This window comes from Gemmatimonadota bacterium (assembly GCA_026702745.1).
Lineage (GTDB): Bacteria > JAAXHH01 > JAAXHH01 > JAAXHH01 > JAAXHH01 > JAAXHH01.
On sequence record JAPPBT010000082.1, the window covers coordinates 13,877 to 29,294 of the forward strand.

13 protein-coding genes are annotated in these 15,418 nt (G+C 63.3%); 9 read left to right on the forward strand and 4 right to left on the reverse strand.

The genetic code is table 11. The features are described 5' to 3' along the window. Positions 1-29: 29 nt before the first annotated feature. The 3 genes from OXH56_13810 to OXH56_13820 all read right to left on the reverse strand — a co-directional run bounded on the left by OXH56_13810 (position 30) and on the right by OXH56_13820 (position 3,260). Positions 30-881, reverse strand: coding sequence for a 3-hydroxybutyryl-CoA dehydrogenase (locus OXH56_13810; GenBank protein MCY3556384.1), 852 nt, complete (start codon positions 879-881; stop codon positions 30-32). A gap of 93 nt (positions 882-974) precedes the next feature. Continuing rightward, positions 975-2,468 carry a UDP-N-acetylmuramoyl-L-alanine--D-glutamate ligase gene (murD, locus tag OXH56_13815; GenBank protein MCY3556385.1) on the reverse strand — a complete coding sequence of 498 codons (1,494 nt, stop codon included), beginning with the start codon at positions 2,466-2,468 and terminating at the stop codon, positions 975-977. A 42-nt stretch (positions 2,469-2,510) separates the two neighbouring features. Beyond that, on the reverse strand, positions 2,511-3,260 hold the full coding sequence (locus OXH56_13820; protein MCY3556386.1) for a DUF2064 domain-containing protein: 750 nt from the start codon (positions 3,258-3,260) through the stop codon (positions 2,511-2,513). A 60-nt stretch (positions 3,261-3,320) separates the two neighbouring features. On the opposite strand from OXH56_13820, the gene OXH56_13825 reads away from it, so the two are divergent. The 7 genes from OXH56_13825 (at position 3,321) to OXH56_13855 (ending at position 12,219) form a co-directional block, all read left to right on the forward strand. Further along, complete coding sequence (locus OXH56_13825) at positions 3,321-4,298, forward strand: phosphotransferase (GenBank protein MCY3556387.1); 978 nt, start codon at positions 3,321-3,323, stop codon at positions 4,296-4,298. A 171-nt stretch (positions 4,299-4,469) separates the two neighbouring features. Further along, positions 4,470-7,322, forward strand: a complete 2,853-nt coding sequence (locus OXH56_13830) for a UPF0182 family protein (GenBank protein MCY3556388.1) — start codon at positions 4,470-4,472, stop codon at positions 7,320-7,322. 39 nt (positions 7,323-7,361) lie between these two features. After that, positions 7,362-8,585, forward strand: a complete 1,224-nt coding sequence (locus OXH56_13835) for a bifunctional alpha/beta hydrolase/OsmC family protein (GenBank protein ID MCY3556389.1) — start codon at positions 7,362-7,364, stop codon at positions 8,583-8,585. Beyond that, complete coding sequence (locus tag OXH56_13840; GenBank protein ID MCY3556390.1) at positions 8,582-9,298, forward strand: ACP phosphodiesterase; 717 nt, start codon at positions 8,582-8,584, stop codon at positions 9,296-9,298. The genes OXH56_13835 and OXH56_13840 overlap by 4 nt, the downstream gene beginning before the upstream one ends. Next, positions 9,295-10,431, forward strand: coding sequence for an N-methyl-L-tryptophan oxidase (gene solA, locus OXH56_13845; protein MCY3556391.1), 1,137 nt, complete (start codon positions 9,295-9,297; stop codon positions 10,429-10,431). The genes OXH56_13840 and solA overlap by 4 nt, the downstream gene beginning before the upstream one ends. A 75-nt stretch (positions 10,432-10,506) precedes the next feature. Continuing rightward, positions 10,507-11,298, forward strand: coding sequence for a phytanoyl-CoA dioxygenase family protein (locus tag OXH56_13850; protein ID MCY3556392.1), 792 nt, complete (start codon positions 10,507-10,509; stop codon positions 11,296-11,298). A 132-nt stretch (positions 11,299-11,430) separates the two neighbouring features. Then, entirely contained in the window at positions 11,431-12,219 is a 789-nt protein-coding gene (locus tag OXH56_13855; protein MCY3556393.1) for a transporter substrate-binding domain-containing protein, read from the forward strand. 34 nt (positions 12,220-12,253) lie between these two features. Here the strand turns inward: OXH56_13855 and OXH56_13860 are convergent, their stop codons facing one another. Next, entirely contained in the window at positions 12,254-12,580 is a 327-nt protein-coding gene (locus OXH56_13860) for an XRE family transcriptional regulator (GenBank protein ID MCY3556394.1), read from the reverse strand. Positions 12,581-12,902: 322 nt separating this feature from the next. Here OXH56_13860 and cysS point away from each other — a divergent pair, with 322 nt between their 5' ends. Beyond that, complete coding sequence (gene cysS, locus OXH56_13865; GenBank protein ID MCY3556395.1) at positions 12,903-14,303, forward strand: cysteine--tRNA ligase; 1,401 nt, start codon at positions 12,903-12,905, stop codon at positions 14,301-14,303. Positions 14,304-14,317: 14 nt separating this feature from the next. Continuing rightward, a complete protein-coding gene (locus tag OXH56_13870; GenBank protein ID MCY3556396.1) occupies positions 14,318-15,082 on the forward strand; it encodes an NAD(P)-dependent oxidoreductase in 765 nt (254 codons plus the stop codon). Positions 15,083-15,418: the final 336 nt, after the last annotated feature.

A 15,418-nucleotide genomic window follows, 5' to 3' on the forward strand; every position in this document is an offset into this window, starting at 1 on the left:
TTCGTTTTTGAATCAGTAATGCCTTCGCGTCAATCGTACGCATAGAACCCCTGGCCGGCCTTGCGCCCATTCATCCCGGCGGCAACCATCTTCCGTAGCAGGGGCGGGGCGGCGTAGCGGTCGGTGCGGAAGGCGTCGTGGAGCACTTCCGCGATGTAGAGCGTGGTGTCCAGGCCGATGAAGTCGAGCAGCTTGAGCGGACCGAGGGGATGGCTGCACCCCAGGACCATGCCCGTGTCGATGTCCTCCTTCGTGGCCACGCCCGATTCGACCAGGCGCACCGCGTCCAGCAGGTAGGGGATGAGGAGGTAGTTGACGATGAAGCCCGGCGTGTCCTTGACCTGGATCACCTGCTTGCCCAGCGTTTCGCCGAACTGCCGGGCCGTTTCCACGGTCTCCGCGCTGGTCTGCAGTCCGACGATCATTTCGATGAGTCCCATCACGGGCACGGGATTGAAGAAATGAAGGCCCAGGACCTGTTCGGGCCGGTCTGTCGCCGAAGCCAGTTCGGTGATGGAAATGGAGGAGGTGTTGCTCGCCAGGATGGCGCCGGGCGGCGCGATACCGTCGAGGGTGCGGAAGACCTCCTGCTTGGTCTCCAGATTCTCCGTCACCGCCTCGATCACCAGGTCGCACTCGGCGAGATCGCCGAATTCCGTCGTGCCCGTGATACGCCCGAGCACGGCCGCCTTTTCCTCGTTCGTCATCCTCCCCTTGGAGACGTTCCGCGACAGGAGACCGTCGATACGGCCGATGCCGCCGCTCACCAGTTCGCCGGATGCCTCGCGGACGATCGTCCGGTATCCCGCCTGGGCGCACACCTGCGTGATGCCCGATCCCATCAATCCACATCCAATGACGCCCACGGTCTCAATGGCCATGCCGGATCCTCCGGGTACTGTACTTCAGGTTATTCGGTGTTATGCGTTTCAGTATTACGTGTTGTCGTCTGCGTCCCTCAAGCGCGCGGCCACTTACTTCAGCGCAGCCACGGCTTCCTTGAACCGCTGGCCGCGTTCCTCGAAATTGGTGAACATGTCGTAACTGGCACAGGCGGGCGACAGCACCACCACGTCGCCGGTCCGCGCAAGGCCGGTGCAGTGCCGCACGGCGTCATCGAGCGTTTCGGCGCGGGCGATGACGGGCGGTTTTGCGGCGTCCGTATACACGTCGGCCGGATCCACGTCGGCCGTACCTGCCCCACCGGCTTTCTCGATCGCGGTCTCAATCGCGTCCGCGGTCGCGCCGATCAGGACGACCGCCCGGGCGCGCCGGACGATCTCCTCGGCCATGTCGTCGAAGGCCGTCCCCTTGTCGTACCCGCCCGCGATCAGGACGACCGGCGCGTCAAAAGCCCGGAGCGCCGTGACCGTCGACGCCGGCGTGGTGCAGGCCGAATCGTTGAAGTATCTCACGCCATCGATTACGGCGACCTCTTCCAGGCGGTGCTCCACGCCGCGGAACGCCTCGACCGTCGACCGGATGACCGATGGCGGGATCCCACCCAGGCACGCGGCCGTCACCGCGGCCAGGAGATTGGCCAGGTTATGCGGACCCGGCAGCCGGAGAGCGTCCACGGGACAGATGGCGCGTTCGGCCGCCGGACCACGCTCGACCGAAACACCACCTGCCTTCGATGCGCCGCGCGCCCCGGAACCGTCCCGCTCGCCGGCACCATCGCGGAAGACCACCTGACCGTCCCGCACGTAGCATCCGGTCTCGACGGGGCCTTCCATGCTGAACCAGGCGACCCGTCCCGGGCAGAACGACGCCCATTTGCGCAGCCGCTCATCATCGGCGTTCAGGACGACCATGTCCTCCGGCGACTGGTAGTGCACGATGTGCCGCTTGGACTGCTCATAGGCGTCGAAGGTCCCGTGCCAGTCCTGGTGATTGGGCGACAGGTTCGTCACCACGGCGAGCCCGGGGCTTCGCCGGATCCAGGCCAATCGGTGCAGCTGGAAACTGGACAGCTCGAGGATCACGGGACTGGCACTATCCTCAAGCTCGTTGAGCACGGCCCGGCCGATGTTCCCGCCGACCAGCGTTTCCGGGTCGACCGCCTGGTAAAGCGCTCCGACAAGCCGGGTCGTGGTAGTCTTCCCGTTGCTGCCCGTGATGCCGATGACCGGTCGGCGGCAGGTCTCGAAGACCAGGTTCATCTCGGTGGTCAGCGGAACCCCGCGGTCCCGCGCCAGCCGGAGATAGGGACTGTCGTCCCGGACGGCGGGTCCGACCACCACGAGGTCCGCGCCGGTGATGTCCTCCTCCCGGTGTTCACCGAGCACGTAGCGGACCGGCCATGGCGCCAGCGCGTCGATGGATTTCCGCAGGGCTTCCGCGGGCAGCAGGTCGGTGACGGTAACGTCCGCTCCCCGCGCGGCGAAATAACGCGCGGAAGCGACGCCGCCGGAGAGCACGCCGAGCCCCAGCACGGTAACCCGTTTGCCTTTGAAATCCCTTGACACCCGAAGCCCGCCCGGTTTAATATACGGCGTTGATTCGCGGGTTCAATCCGCGAAGTCCAGTCGTTCGTCGAGCGCCGTCAGAAAGGTATTGGTTTCCGGTGCGTCGACGGTTTCAGGACCGCGCATCAACTGCACCAGGTCTTCGATCGTATCGATGTCCAGCAGGCGGAACTCGTCGAGCACCTCGTGGGTGATCCGGCGCCGCCGAAGCAGGGCGACGGTCTCCTCGAGTTCCGATCCCGAACTCCAGCGCGAGATATCGAATATGCGGTGCGGCTTGCGCATGCCGATAAGATTGTACGCGCCGTCCTGGGCCGGGACAAGCACAATATCATGGGATGAGAGGGACTCGCGGGCTCGATCGATGAACGTTTCCTCCAGCCGGGGCATGTCGCTCCCGGAGATCAGCACGTACGGGTATCTTCCGAGCAGATCTTCGAACACGCCGAGCATCATCTCACCCATATTCGCGCCGGACACTACGTGGTACGGGACGTCCGGCCCGGTAATCGCGCGAAAGGCGTCAGCGTATTCGGGCTGGGACGTAGCCAGCAGGACATCGTAGTCCCGTCCCCGGTGCGCCGCGAACCGGTCCACCAGGAACGCGCGGTACATCCCGGCCGCCAGGCGATGGGCTTCGTCGAGGCCGAGCACCGCGCCCGACCGTTCGCGGATGTCCTTGAGCCCTCTGTATCCGTTTTCCGCCGTGCCTTGGACCAGCCGGGTCTTGACGTTACGGGGTTCGGGATACTTGGCGAGCAGAACGAGTGCGGTGGGCGGATTCGGAATCATTGGCCGGAAGGCATGGCTTGGCGCGATGGGAATCGCGCTCGCGATGAAGCCACTTTGGTCATGAACATCGATAAAGATAATGTAGCGGAGTACGTCCACACAAGACATCTATTGGCCCCGCCGCCGGAGGGTTCCTGCACGGTGGAAGAACTGGGCGGCGGGTTTCTGAATACCGTGCTGCGGGTCGCTGCCGACGACCGTTCGGTCGTGGTGAAACAGGCCCTGGACGCTTTGCGGCTGTTCCCGGATCTGGAGGTCACCACCGACCGGATCGTCTACGAGACGCGGGCCCTCCGGGTTTTGAACGGGCTGTTCCCCGAGGGGACCGTCCCGGCCGTCCTGCACTTCGACGACGCGGATCGCATCCTGGTCATGTCGGACCTCGGAAAGCGCCCGTCCCTGGAAGCCGAGTTGGAGCGGGGACACGTCGATCCTGCGGTGGCGAAGCGACTTGGCGGGTTCCTTTCGACCCTGCACCGGCAGACCTGGGACGACCGGGAACTGCGTGAGCAATTCGACAACGAGGCCATGCAGGGCCTGAGGTACAAGTACTGTTTCTACTTCGTCGAAGACCCGGCGTTGAACCGCGTCGCCCGCCGGCTGGCCGATACGTTTACGGAGACGAAGCTGGCGCTGCTCCACGGCGACTTCTGGACGGCCAGCGTGATCGCCGCGGAGGAACGGGTCCATACCTTCGACCTGGAATTCGTCAACTACGGGCACCCGGCCCAGGACGCCGGCTTCATCATGGCCCACTACCTGCTGCACGCATACAACAATCCACGGGTCGCGGACGCCGTCTTCGACGCCGTTGAACGCCTTTGGAGCACCTACGCGGAGGGCATGGGCGACCTGTTGCCTGCAGCAACAGAAACGACGGCCCTTCAGCAGGCCGGTCTCGAGATGCTGTTCCGCATCGACGGGATCAACCAGGTCCGGTACATCACCGACGACGGGGTCAAGGCCCGCATACGCCAGGCCGCCCGTCCCATGATGCAGGATGACGGAATCTCGGTGGCGGAGCTGCGGCACGTCTGACCAGTATGTACGTCACGTCTGACCTGCAAGTACGGCACATTCAGCCTGCGGGTTCAAGAACCGACTTGAAGTAGATTCAGAAGGCAACACACGGGTGTTGAAAGCCACACCATTTCGGGGGCGCGCCGAATACCCGGACCGTCCTCAACTCAACGGGCAAGGAGCGATATCTTGGGCAGATTCAGATCATTACTCTTCATAGCGGCCGCAGTCGTAATCGGTCTGTGGATCCTCAGCGGATTCTGGGCCAACATCTTCGTCGAGGCGCTCTGGTTCGGTCAACTGGGCTTCGACGACGTGTTCTGGACGACGATCGGCGCCAAGTTCTTCACGGGACTGGTCTTCGGACTGGTCGCGGTAGTGGGCCTCGGGGCGAACGTCTACCTGGCGAGGTACTTCTCCACGCGCCTCACCGAGCTGCACTTGTTCAATGAGGAAATGTCGGAACTCGAACAGCTTTTCTCCAACTCCAGGCTGATCGAGGTCGTGACGATCATCGGCATCCTGGTCATTGCCGCCATCATGGGCCTGATCGGCCTGGCCAACTGGGACGGCATGCTCCGGTTCTTCAACCAGGAGGCCTTCGGCGCTACCGACCCCATATTCAATCTCGATATCGGGTTCTTCGTCTTCTCGCTGCCGATCTGGCATTTCGTCCGGTTCTGGCTGCTGCTCCTCGTCGTGGCATCGGCCATCGCGGTCACCCTCTACTATCTCTACCGGGGCGCCGTGACTATCGAAGAGCGCGGCATACAGATCCGGTCGTACGCCCGTAATCACATCTGCGTCCTGGGCGCCATTGTCTTCCTGCTCATGGCCTGGGGCTACCGGCTCGACATGTACCGCCTGCTGTTTTCCGAATCGGGATTCGCCTTCGGCGCGGGGTATACCGACCTGCACGCCCGGATGAACGCGCTGTGGATACTGCTCTTCGTGGCCATTGCCTGTGCCGGCCTGTTCCTGATGACGCTCCGCTCCCAGCGCCGGAACCTGCCGTTCATCGCCATCGGCGGCATGATCGCCTCTTCCCTGATCGTCGGTTCGGTGTACCCCGGCCTCATTCAGTACTTCGTGGTTGCGCCGAACGAGTACGACCGGGAGGCGCCCTATATCCAGCACAGCATAGACTACACGCTGAAGGGCTACGGACTGGACAGCGTCGACGAGGTGCCCTTCCAGATCCAGGAGAACCTGTCGGCCGGGGATATACAGACCAACATCACGACCATCAACAACCTGAAGATCCAGGACAAGCGTCCGCTGCGCCGGACCTACCAGCAGCTCCAGGAGATCCGGACCTACTACGATTTCTCGAACGTGGACGAGGACCGGTATATCATCGACGGGGAGTACCGCCAGGTCATGCTGGCCGCCCGGGAGTTGTCCTACGCCCAGCTTCCTTCGCCCACCTGGCAGAACCGGCATCTCTTCTACACCCACGGTTACGGGCTGTGCCTGAGTCCGGTGAACACCGCTACGCCCGAGGGACTTCCGGACCTCTTCGTCAAGGACATTCCACCCGTTTCCGTCAGCGACGACCTCACTATACGGCGTCCGGAACTGTATTTCGGCGAGAACATGGACGCCTACGCGGTCGTGAAGACCACGCAGGAGGAGTTCGACTATCCGGAGGGCGATGAGAACAAGTTCAGCCGGTACCAGGACGACGGCGGGGTGGAGCTCAGCTCCTATTTCCGCCGCCTGGCCTTTGCCCGGTATTTCAGCGAGGTCAATTTCGTCATCAGTCCGCTCATCACCGACGAGAGCCAGGTCATGTTCTACCGTCAGCTGCAGAGCAGGATGGAGAACATCGCGCCCTTCCTGGACTATGACCACGATCCCTACCTGGTCATCGCCGACGGCAAGCTGTACTGGATGATCGACGCCTACACGACGACGGGTTCCTATCCGTATTCGCAGCGTTTCAGCGGCCTTTTGCAGATGCCGGACACGGGCGACCTGGGCACCGGGCCGCAATCGGATATTCCCGGGCTGAACCAGCCGCCGCAGCGCAGGTTCGTACAGAACCAGCCCACGCTGCAGAACATCAACTACATCCGCAACTCGGTGAAGGTGGTCATCGACGCCTATTCGGGTGAGACCGATTTCTATCTCGTGGACGAAGAGGACCCGATGGTGCTGACGTACCAGAAGATCTTCCCGACGCTGTTCAGGCCGCTGAGCGAGATGCCGCAGACGCTGCGCGACCACATCCGCTATCCCCGCGACCTCTTCGCCATCCAGGCGGCCATGTACCGCATCTACCACATGCGCAATCCCCAGGTGTTCTACAACAAGGAAGACATGTGGGCGGTGCCCCAACAGGTGTACGCGGAGCAGGAACAGCAGGTGTACCCGTACTACGCCGTGATGAAGACGGCCCTGATGGAGAAGGAGGAAATGCTCCTCCTGCTGCCCTTCACGCCGGCCAACAAGGAGAACATGATCGGCTGGATGGCCGCCCACTGCGACGCGCCGCTCTACGGCCGCATCAAGGTCTACAACTTCCCGAAGCAGGAACTGGTCTACGGCCCCATGCAGATCGAGGCCAGGATCACCCAGGACGCCGACATCGCGAAGGAGCTCACCCTCTGGAACCAGGAGGGCTCCCAGGTGATCCGCGGCGACATCATCGTCGTGCCGATCCAGGAATCGCTGCTCTACATCGAGCCGTTGTACCTGCGGCAGCGGTCCACCCGGGGCGGCCTGCCCGAACTCAAGCGCGTGATCGTCGCCTACGGCAACCGCATCGCCATGCGGGAGACCCTCGACCAGGCCCTGGCGTCCATATTCGCCTTCGACGAGGGCACGCTGGCCCGGCAGACCACGACGATCGTCGACGGCCGGGAGGTCATCGAGACACGCCGTGCCACGCTGAACGAACTGGCTGAACGGGCGGTATCCCATTTCGACGACGCGCAGAACTACCTGCAGACCGGCGACTGGTCCGGTTACGGGGCTTCGCTGCAGCAGCTGGAGAATGTCCTGCGCCGTCTGTCCGACGAAACAGGCCAGCTGGAGTAGGAACGGGTCGGACGCGGACCAGGCGGACCGGGGACAGCCATGCCCGTTCAGACGCTCAGCTTTCCCAATGACCACGGCGACCAGCTTGCCGCGCGGCTCAGCCTGCCGCCCGACGGCAGGCCGGTCGCCTACGCCCTCTTCGCCCACTGTTTCACCTGCAACCGGAACCTGAACGCTGTACGGCGCATCAGCCAGGAGATGTCCGACCACGGCATGGCCGTGCTGCAGTTCGACTTCACCGGGCTGGGCGACAGCGAAGGGGACTTTTCCGATACCGGCTTCGCGTCCAACGTGGACGACCTGGTCGCCGCGGCGAGGTATCTCTCGTCCCACCACGAAGCGCCCAGGGTCCTGATCGGGCACTCCCTCGGCGGCGCGGCCGTGCTCAAGGCCGCGGGGTCCATTCCTTCCTGCAAGGCGGTCGTGACCATCGGCGCGCCGGCCGATCCGAAGCATGTGGCCCACCTGATCGGGGACGCCCGGGAGACCATTGAACAGTCCGGCCAGGCGACCGTCACGCTCGCAGGCCGTTCCTTCCTGATCAAGAAGCAGTTCCTGGAAGACCTGGAAGAGACGCGGATGGAAGAGACGATCCGTGGGTTGCGCCGCGCCCTGCTGGTGTGCCACTCGCCCATCGACCAGACGGTCGGGATCGAGAACGCCGCCCGGATCTTCCAGGCCGCCATGCATCCCAAGAGCTTTCTCTCCCTCGACAAGGCGGACCACCTGCTGTCCAACGAGGCCGATGCCTTTTACGTGGGCCGCGCCGCCGCGGCGTGGGCGACGCGGTACCTGGACGTGCCCGCCGCGGGGGACGGCGGTCCGGAAGCAGCGGGAAGCCAGGTGGTGGTGCGCACGGGCCGGGAACACTACTATACCGAGGTGGTGGCCTCGGGCCACCACCTGACCGTGGACGAACCCGAATCGGTAGGGGGAACGGACCGCGGCGGGACGCCCTACGACCTGCTGCTCGGGGCGCTGGGTTCCTGCACGTCCATCACGCTGCGGATGTACGCCGACCGGAAATCCTGGCCGCTGGAGGAGATCGTCGTCCGGCTCACTCACGCGAAGGTCCACGCCAGCCAGTGCGAAACCTGCGAGACCACCGAGGGGAAGGTGGACCGCATCGAGCGCAACATTGAACTGATCGGCGACCTGACCGGTGAACAGCAGGCGCGCCTGCTCGAAATCGCCAACCGCTGTCCCGTGCACAGGACGCTCCATTCGGAGATCCTGGTGGAGACCCGGCTTTACGACCCATGAACTACCTCGCCCATCTGTATTTCGCCGAAGACACGCCTGAGTCCTGCGTGGGAAACCTGATGGCGGATTTCGTCCGGGGACCCGTGGACCGGCAACCGTACAACGGCGCCGTCATGCGGGGCATGCGAAGCCACGTGGCCGTGGACCGCTATACCGACGGCCACGACGTGGTCCGCGAGAGCAAGGCGCTGATCAGTCCCTCCCGGCGCCGGTTCGCCGGGATCATCGTCGACATCTGCTACGACCATTACCTGGCCCGGCACTGGACCGACTTCTCGGACGAGCCGCTTTCCGCGTTCATCGAACGGACCTACGGGTCCCTCAGCGCTTACCGGGGCGACATGCCGCCGGTCCTGTCGCGGGTGATCCGGCACATGGTGAGGCACGACTGGCTGCACGGCTACCGGGAAATCGCGGGGATCGGCCGGGCGCTGGACGGCCTGTCCATGCGCATCCGGCGTCCAAACACGCTGGCGGGTTCGGTGGAGGAACTCGAGGCCAACTACGACGAAATGGAAGGGCACTTCCTGCGGTTCTTCCCGGACCTGGTCCGGCACATGGAGACCGGGCCTGGACAGTCTCGTGAGGGGACGCGGCCGGGACCAGCCGGCACGATCCATGAGAAAAAACAGCCCAAACCGACCGGCGCCACCCACGAGGAAGCGCGGCTGAAACCTGCCGGCACGACCCATGAGGAGGCGGCGGAACGATGAAGAACCACTACGACGTCATCGTGGTGGGCCTGGGCGCCATGGGCTCGGCCACCTGCTACCACCTGGCCTCCCGGGGAGCGAAGGTCCTCGGACTGGAACGCTTCGACCTGCCCCACGCCCAGGGCAGTTCCCACGGGTATTCCCGCCACACGAAGACGGCGGTGTACGTGGACACGCCTTTCGAACCCTTCATTGAGCGGTCCTTCGAGCTCTGGCGGCTGCTCGAGGGCGAGACCGGCCAGCAGATCCTGGTGACGACCGGCTACCTGCGCATGGCCAACACGGGCTCGTGGGACCATTTGCGGGGCAAGGTCCGCCACGAGGTGCTGACCGCCGACGAAGTGGCCTACCGTTATCCTCAGTTCACGCTCGAGTCCGACTACCACGGTCTGTACGATCCGGTCGGCGGACTCCTGCGTCCGGAACTGGGCATCGCGAGCCACCTCATCCAGGCGCTGAGGCGCGGCGCCGAGATCCACGGCCGGGAAGCCGTGACCGGTTGGAAGGAGACCGCCCATGGCGTGGAGGTCGAGACCGAACACGCCCGCTACGGCGCGGACCAGGTCGTCTTTACCGGCGGTTCCTGGACCGACAGGCTAATCGCCGGCCTGGGCATCACCCTGACCGTCTCCCGGCAGCCCCTGGCCTGGGTGTGGCCCGCGCGGAACGCCGCGTCCTTCGACGTGGGCGCGCTGCCGATCTGGCAGATCCCCGCACCCGAATACGACGGCGAATACTATGGTTTCCCCATGATGCCAGACCATCCGGGGTTCAAGCTGGCGCTGCACACTTTCGGGGAAACGTCAGATCCCGAGCATCTGGACCGCGAAGCCCGTCCGGAAGACGAGGAGGAGGTTCGGAAGTGCCTGCGGCGGTTCATTCCCGACGCGGACGGACCGCTTACGGCCATGCGGATCTGCATGTACACCCGCACGGCGGACGAACTGCCCGTGCTCGACCGGCATCCGGCCCATGACCGGGTGACCGTGGGCTGCGGTTTCAGCGGGGGCGGGTTCAAATTCTCATGCACCTTCGGAGAATGGCTGGCCGAAACGGCGCTGGGGCAGCCCAACACGATCGCCAATGAGACTTTTCGGTTTGAACGGTTGTTAGAGGCGGCGAACACAGCCTGACCCGCAACGCGACCCGAATCGCAGTACGATCTAACTCAAATCCAAGCCCGATCCCGACCAACAGGAGCGACCACCATGAATACCCGGATCACCGACGACCAGTGGGCGGTATTCGAAAGACAGGGCTACCTTCGTCTCGGCAGCGTGATGGAACCGGGCGAGCTCGAACGGCTCCAGGAGCGCATCGACGACATCATGATGGGCCGGGCCGACATCGACTACGGCCGGGTCATGATGCAGCTCGACCGCGACCCGGAGCGCGGGGGCGACAAGCCCGGACCGCAGAGCAGGGGGCACAAGGGCGCCACGCTTTGCTACCGGAAGATCCAGGACCTGGAACTGGATCCGGTCTACCTGTCCTTCATGCGGAAGCCGATCTTCGAAGAGATCTGCGAGCGGGTCTACGGCCCCAATACGCCGGTAGCCTGCTTCCGGGCCATGTTCATGAACAAGCCCAGCGGCGAAGGGACGCCCCTGGTCTGGCACCAGGACCGGTGGACCGACCTGGACCGCGACCCCCTCGTCACGCTCTGGACGGCGCTCGACCCTGCCGTAGAAGCGAACGGCTGTGTGAAGATCATCCCCGGTTCGCACCGCCGGCTCATCAATCCGAGCCACGGGTCGGGTTTCCTGACGGAGGAGCAGGCCGAGGCCGCAGTGGCTGAGAACGAGCCCATCAACATGGAAGTGGCGTGCGGCGAAACCGTGCTAATGCACAACTGGATGCTGCACAGTTCCGGGACGAACCGCACCGATACGGCGCGGCGCGCCTTCAGCATATGCTTCATGAACGCGGCGACGCGGTCACGGGCCGGGCACACGTTCCCCGTCATTTTCGGCGAGGGGGCGCTGAGTCCCGCGCTTTGATCTGTACAACGACACAACCGCCGGCGACATCCGCCACAGAGGAACACCGGCAATTAACCTAAACACACCAGGGGATCCATCCACATGAACTTCAAAGGCAAGCGAGTCCTGACCGCCGTCTGTTCGGTGCTCATGGCCGCGTTTTTCGTTTCAGGCTGCGGGTCCGCATCGGAAACCGCGCGAACCAGCCTGCTCGACCAGATCAAGCAGCGGGGAACCATACGCGTCGGCGTATCGACCTTCGTCCCCTGGGCCATGCGCAACAAGCAGGGGGAACTGGTGGGCTTCGAGATCGACGTGGCCAGCCGCCTGGCGGCCGACGCCGGCCTGGAAATCGAATTCATCCCCACGGCCTGGGACGGGATCATCCCCGGACTCCTGGCCGGCAAGTTCGACGTGATCATCGCCGGCATGTCCATCACTCCCGCACGCAACCTGAGCGTGAACTTCACCCGGCCCTATTCCCATTCGGAGCTCCTGCTGGCCGCCAGCAAGGATGAGGCGGGCCATCTCGTCGACAAGGCGGACTACGATCGCGCCGACGTGACCATCGCGGTGCGCCGCGGCTCGACTTCGGTCCAGGCGGCGCGGAAAAACTTTCCCAGCGCGACCATCCAACAATTCGACGACGACATCCTCGCCTTCCAGGAGGTGCTGAACGGCAACGCCGAAGCCGTCATCGCTTCCTCACCCAAACCGGAACACGAGGTCCTGCGCAACAGCGACCGGCTGTTCATCCCCTTTAACGAACCCCTGGACCGCGGCGCCGAGGCCATCGCGATCCGCCAGGGAGAAACGGACGCCCTGAATTTCTTCGACAACTGGATCCTGCTGCGGACCGAGGACGGATGGCTGAAGGAACGGCGGGACTACTGGTTCAAGACGCTGGACTGGGAGGACGACGTGGCGGCGGACCAGTAAGCGCCGCTGCGTCGAGACTGGCGCGTTGAAGGTTTTAGGTTTCGACGCTGAGTCTTCCAGGTCGTCCGGAGTCTGATTCGCGGATGACGATTTCGACATCGCGTCCAAGGGTGGTCAGAAGGCGCAGAAGCCGATCTATGGAGTACTCCCGGAAGTCCCCTCTCATCAGTCGCGACACGTCGGGTTGAGACAAGCCGAGCAACTTCGCCGCATCGACCTGCTTCAGCCTACGTTGGCGAATGATCCTGTCGATCCGTGTCACCAACTCAGCCTTAAGCAAGTGCGTTTCGGCATCCGGCAAGCCAAGATCAGCAAAGACATTGCCACTGCCGCGTTCGATCTTCACTCGTTGAGATTTCATCGGTTTTGGTCTCCTGCGTAATTTGCCCGGTAATATTGTGCCGCGGAATTTGTCCTGCTGGAGCCCACCCATTCAATCGGTTTGAGTATCGGTTCGTTCATAGAAATATAGTGAAACCCCCATAAACAGACAGTCATTTTGTGTGTTCTGATTGACTCAGACTGACTCTTGGCTAAATCCTCGTAGAAATTGCATTGAAATGAAAATCGCACCCGATGATGATGCCTTACGCACCCAATTCCCGCTTGACATAGCCCGTCCTCCTGCGTATCTGTACAGACCCGAAATGACCGTGTAACGTGTTCCGCCGGAGCCCTGTTTCATGCCCCTCGTCCTGTACGACACCTACACCCGCAGCCTGCGTGAATTCGAACCGCTGTCCCCGGACGAGGTGGGGCTCTACGCCTGCGGCCCCACGGTCTACGATTTCCCCCACATCGGCAACATGCGTACCTACGTGTTCGGCGACCTGCTGCGTCGCGCGCTGGTTTTCAACGGGTACAAGGTCCGCCACGTGATGAACATTACGGACGTGGGGCACCTGACGTCCGATGCGGACACCGGCGAGGACAAGATGGAAGAAGGCGCGCGCCGCGCCGGGAAGACGGCCTGGGAGATCGCCGAGTACTACACCGGGGTCTTCAAGGAGGACATGCGGCGGCTCAATATCCTCGAGCCGGACACCTGGTGCCGGGCCACCGACCATATCGAAGAGCAGATCCGGGAAATCCAGTGCATCGAAGCAAAGGGATTCACGTACCGCACTTCCGACGGGATCTATTTCGACACGTCGAAACAGCCGGATTACGGGTATCTCGCCCGGCTGGACGTGGAGGGACTGGAGGCGGGTGCCCGGGTCGACATGGCGGAGAAGCGCAGCATCACCGATTTCGCTTTGTGGAAGTTCAGCCCGCCGGACGAGCAGCGGCAAATGGAATGGGACAGTCCCTGGGGCGTAGGGTTCCCGGGTTGGCACATCGAGTGCTCGGCCATGTCGGCCAGGTACCTCGGACCTTTTTTTGACATCCATCTGGGCGGCGAAGACCACATCTCGGTGCACCATTCGAACGAGATCGCCCAGACCGAGGCCTGTCACGGCACGCGCCTGGCCAACTTCTGGATGCACGGCTACTTCCTGCAACTGGGAGACGCCAAGATGGCGAAATCCGCGGGCGGGTTCCTGAGGGTGCAGACGCTGATCGACCGGGGTTACGATCCTCTCGTCTACCGGTTGTTCTGCCTCAGCGCGAGTTACCGGTCCAAGCTAAACTTCAAATGGGAAAGCATCGAAGGCGCCGCACGGCAGCTGAACCGGCTGCGGCTGGCCGTCCATGGCTGGGGTGAGCCCGACGCGGAAGCGGACGAGGCCTACATGCAGCGTTTTACCGAAGTCGTGAACAACGACCTGAACATGCCCCGCGCCATGTCCGTCGTCTGGGACCTGGTCCGCAGCGATCTGCCGGACGCCCTCAAGAAGGCTACGATCATGCGGTTCGACGAAATTCTGGGACTGAGCCTGGCCGAGTGGGCACCGGAAGAGACGGCGGTGCCGGACCACATCAAGGCCCTTGCCGAGGATCGGCGCCAGGCCCGCGCGGAAAAGCGGTATGCCGACGCCGACGCGCTGCGTGACCAGATCATCGCCGCCGGTTTCGATATCAAGGACACGCCGAAGGGACCGGAAATCACCCCCAGGGCCGTCGCGACCGAGGCGGCGAACTGACAGGGCCCCCTGCCATGAACCTGCTGCTGGTCGGCGGTTCCGGTCTCGTCGGGACGGCCATCACGCCCTACCTGCGGAAGCACCACAGCCTGCGGGTGCTGGACCTCAACACTCCCCAACACGACGACGTCGAGTACGTGGAAGGATCCATCGCCGATCCCGAAGCGGTGCGCCGCGCCCTGGACGGCATGGACGGCTTCATCACCATGGCGATGAAGGGCGGGCAGGGCGGATTCGACCGGCACCATACCATGGAGCAGGCCATCGACAACTACACCGTCAATTGCCTGGGTCATCACGTGCTGCTGCTGACCGCCTTCGAGATGGGTGTTTCGCGGGGGATCTACACCGGCACCATGAGCGTCCACAACCGGCACCGGACCTGGTATCCTTCCGAGGAGGAGGTGCCCCTGGACGGCCCCAACGTGTACGGCCTGACCAAGGGATTGACGGAGGAGATCTGCCGGTATTTCGCCCGCGAGTACGACATGAGCCTGCTCGTCTATCGCATCACCGGGCCCTGCAACCGAGCCATGTTCATCGACCGGATCAAGAACCCGCCCGGTGGGCCGAAGCTCTACTACACCGACGAGGAGGACATGGCCGCGGCCTACCTGGCCGGCCTGCGTTTCCTCGACCAGGCCGGCAAAGGCCGCTGCGAGGTGTTCTTCATATCAGGGGATGAAGACTGCGAGGAGATGAATATGGCGAAGGCCCGCGAACTCCTGGGGTGGGCGCCGGTAGCCAGGAAGAAGCTGGGGACTGTCCGGGCGCCGTGACGGTCTTCGTGCGCATCAGGGGATCGGCGGCGTAGGTGGTCCGGGAGTTGCGGGAGACCTTACGAAGCGGATGGTTTTCGTAGCAGATCTTAGTAGACCGTGACCGGTTCGGCTGCGGCGACTGAGAGCTCTACGCGATGAGCAGTGTCAAGAGCTACCCGGCAGGATCGACCGGCATTTCAGATTTACTGGAAAGGCCGGTGCTGGATCAGTTGTAACATCATCACGACCAAGGACACGCTTCATAATCATCGTTCGCTCGATGACGCGAATTTAAAGTGGAGTATGTAACATGTTTTGTGTAACTGGCAATAGCGTATATCTTGCTCACAAGGA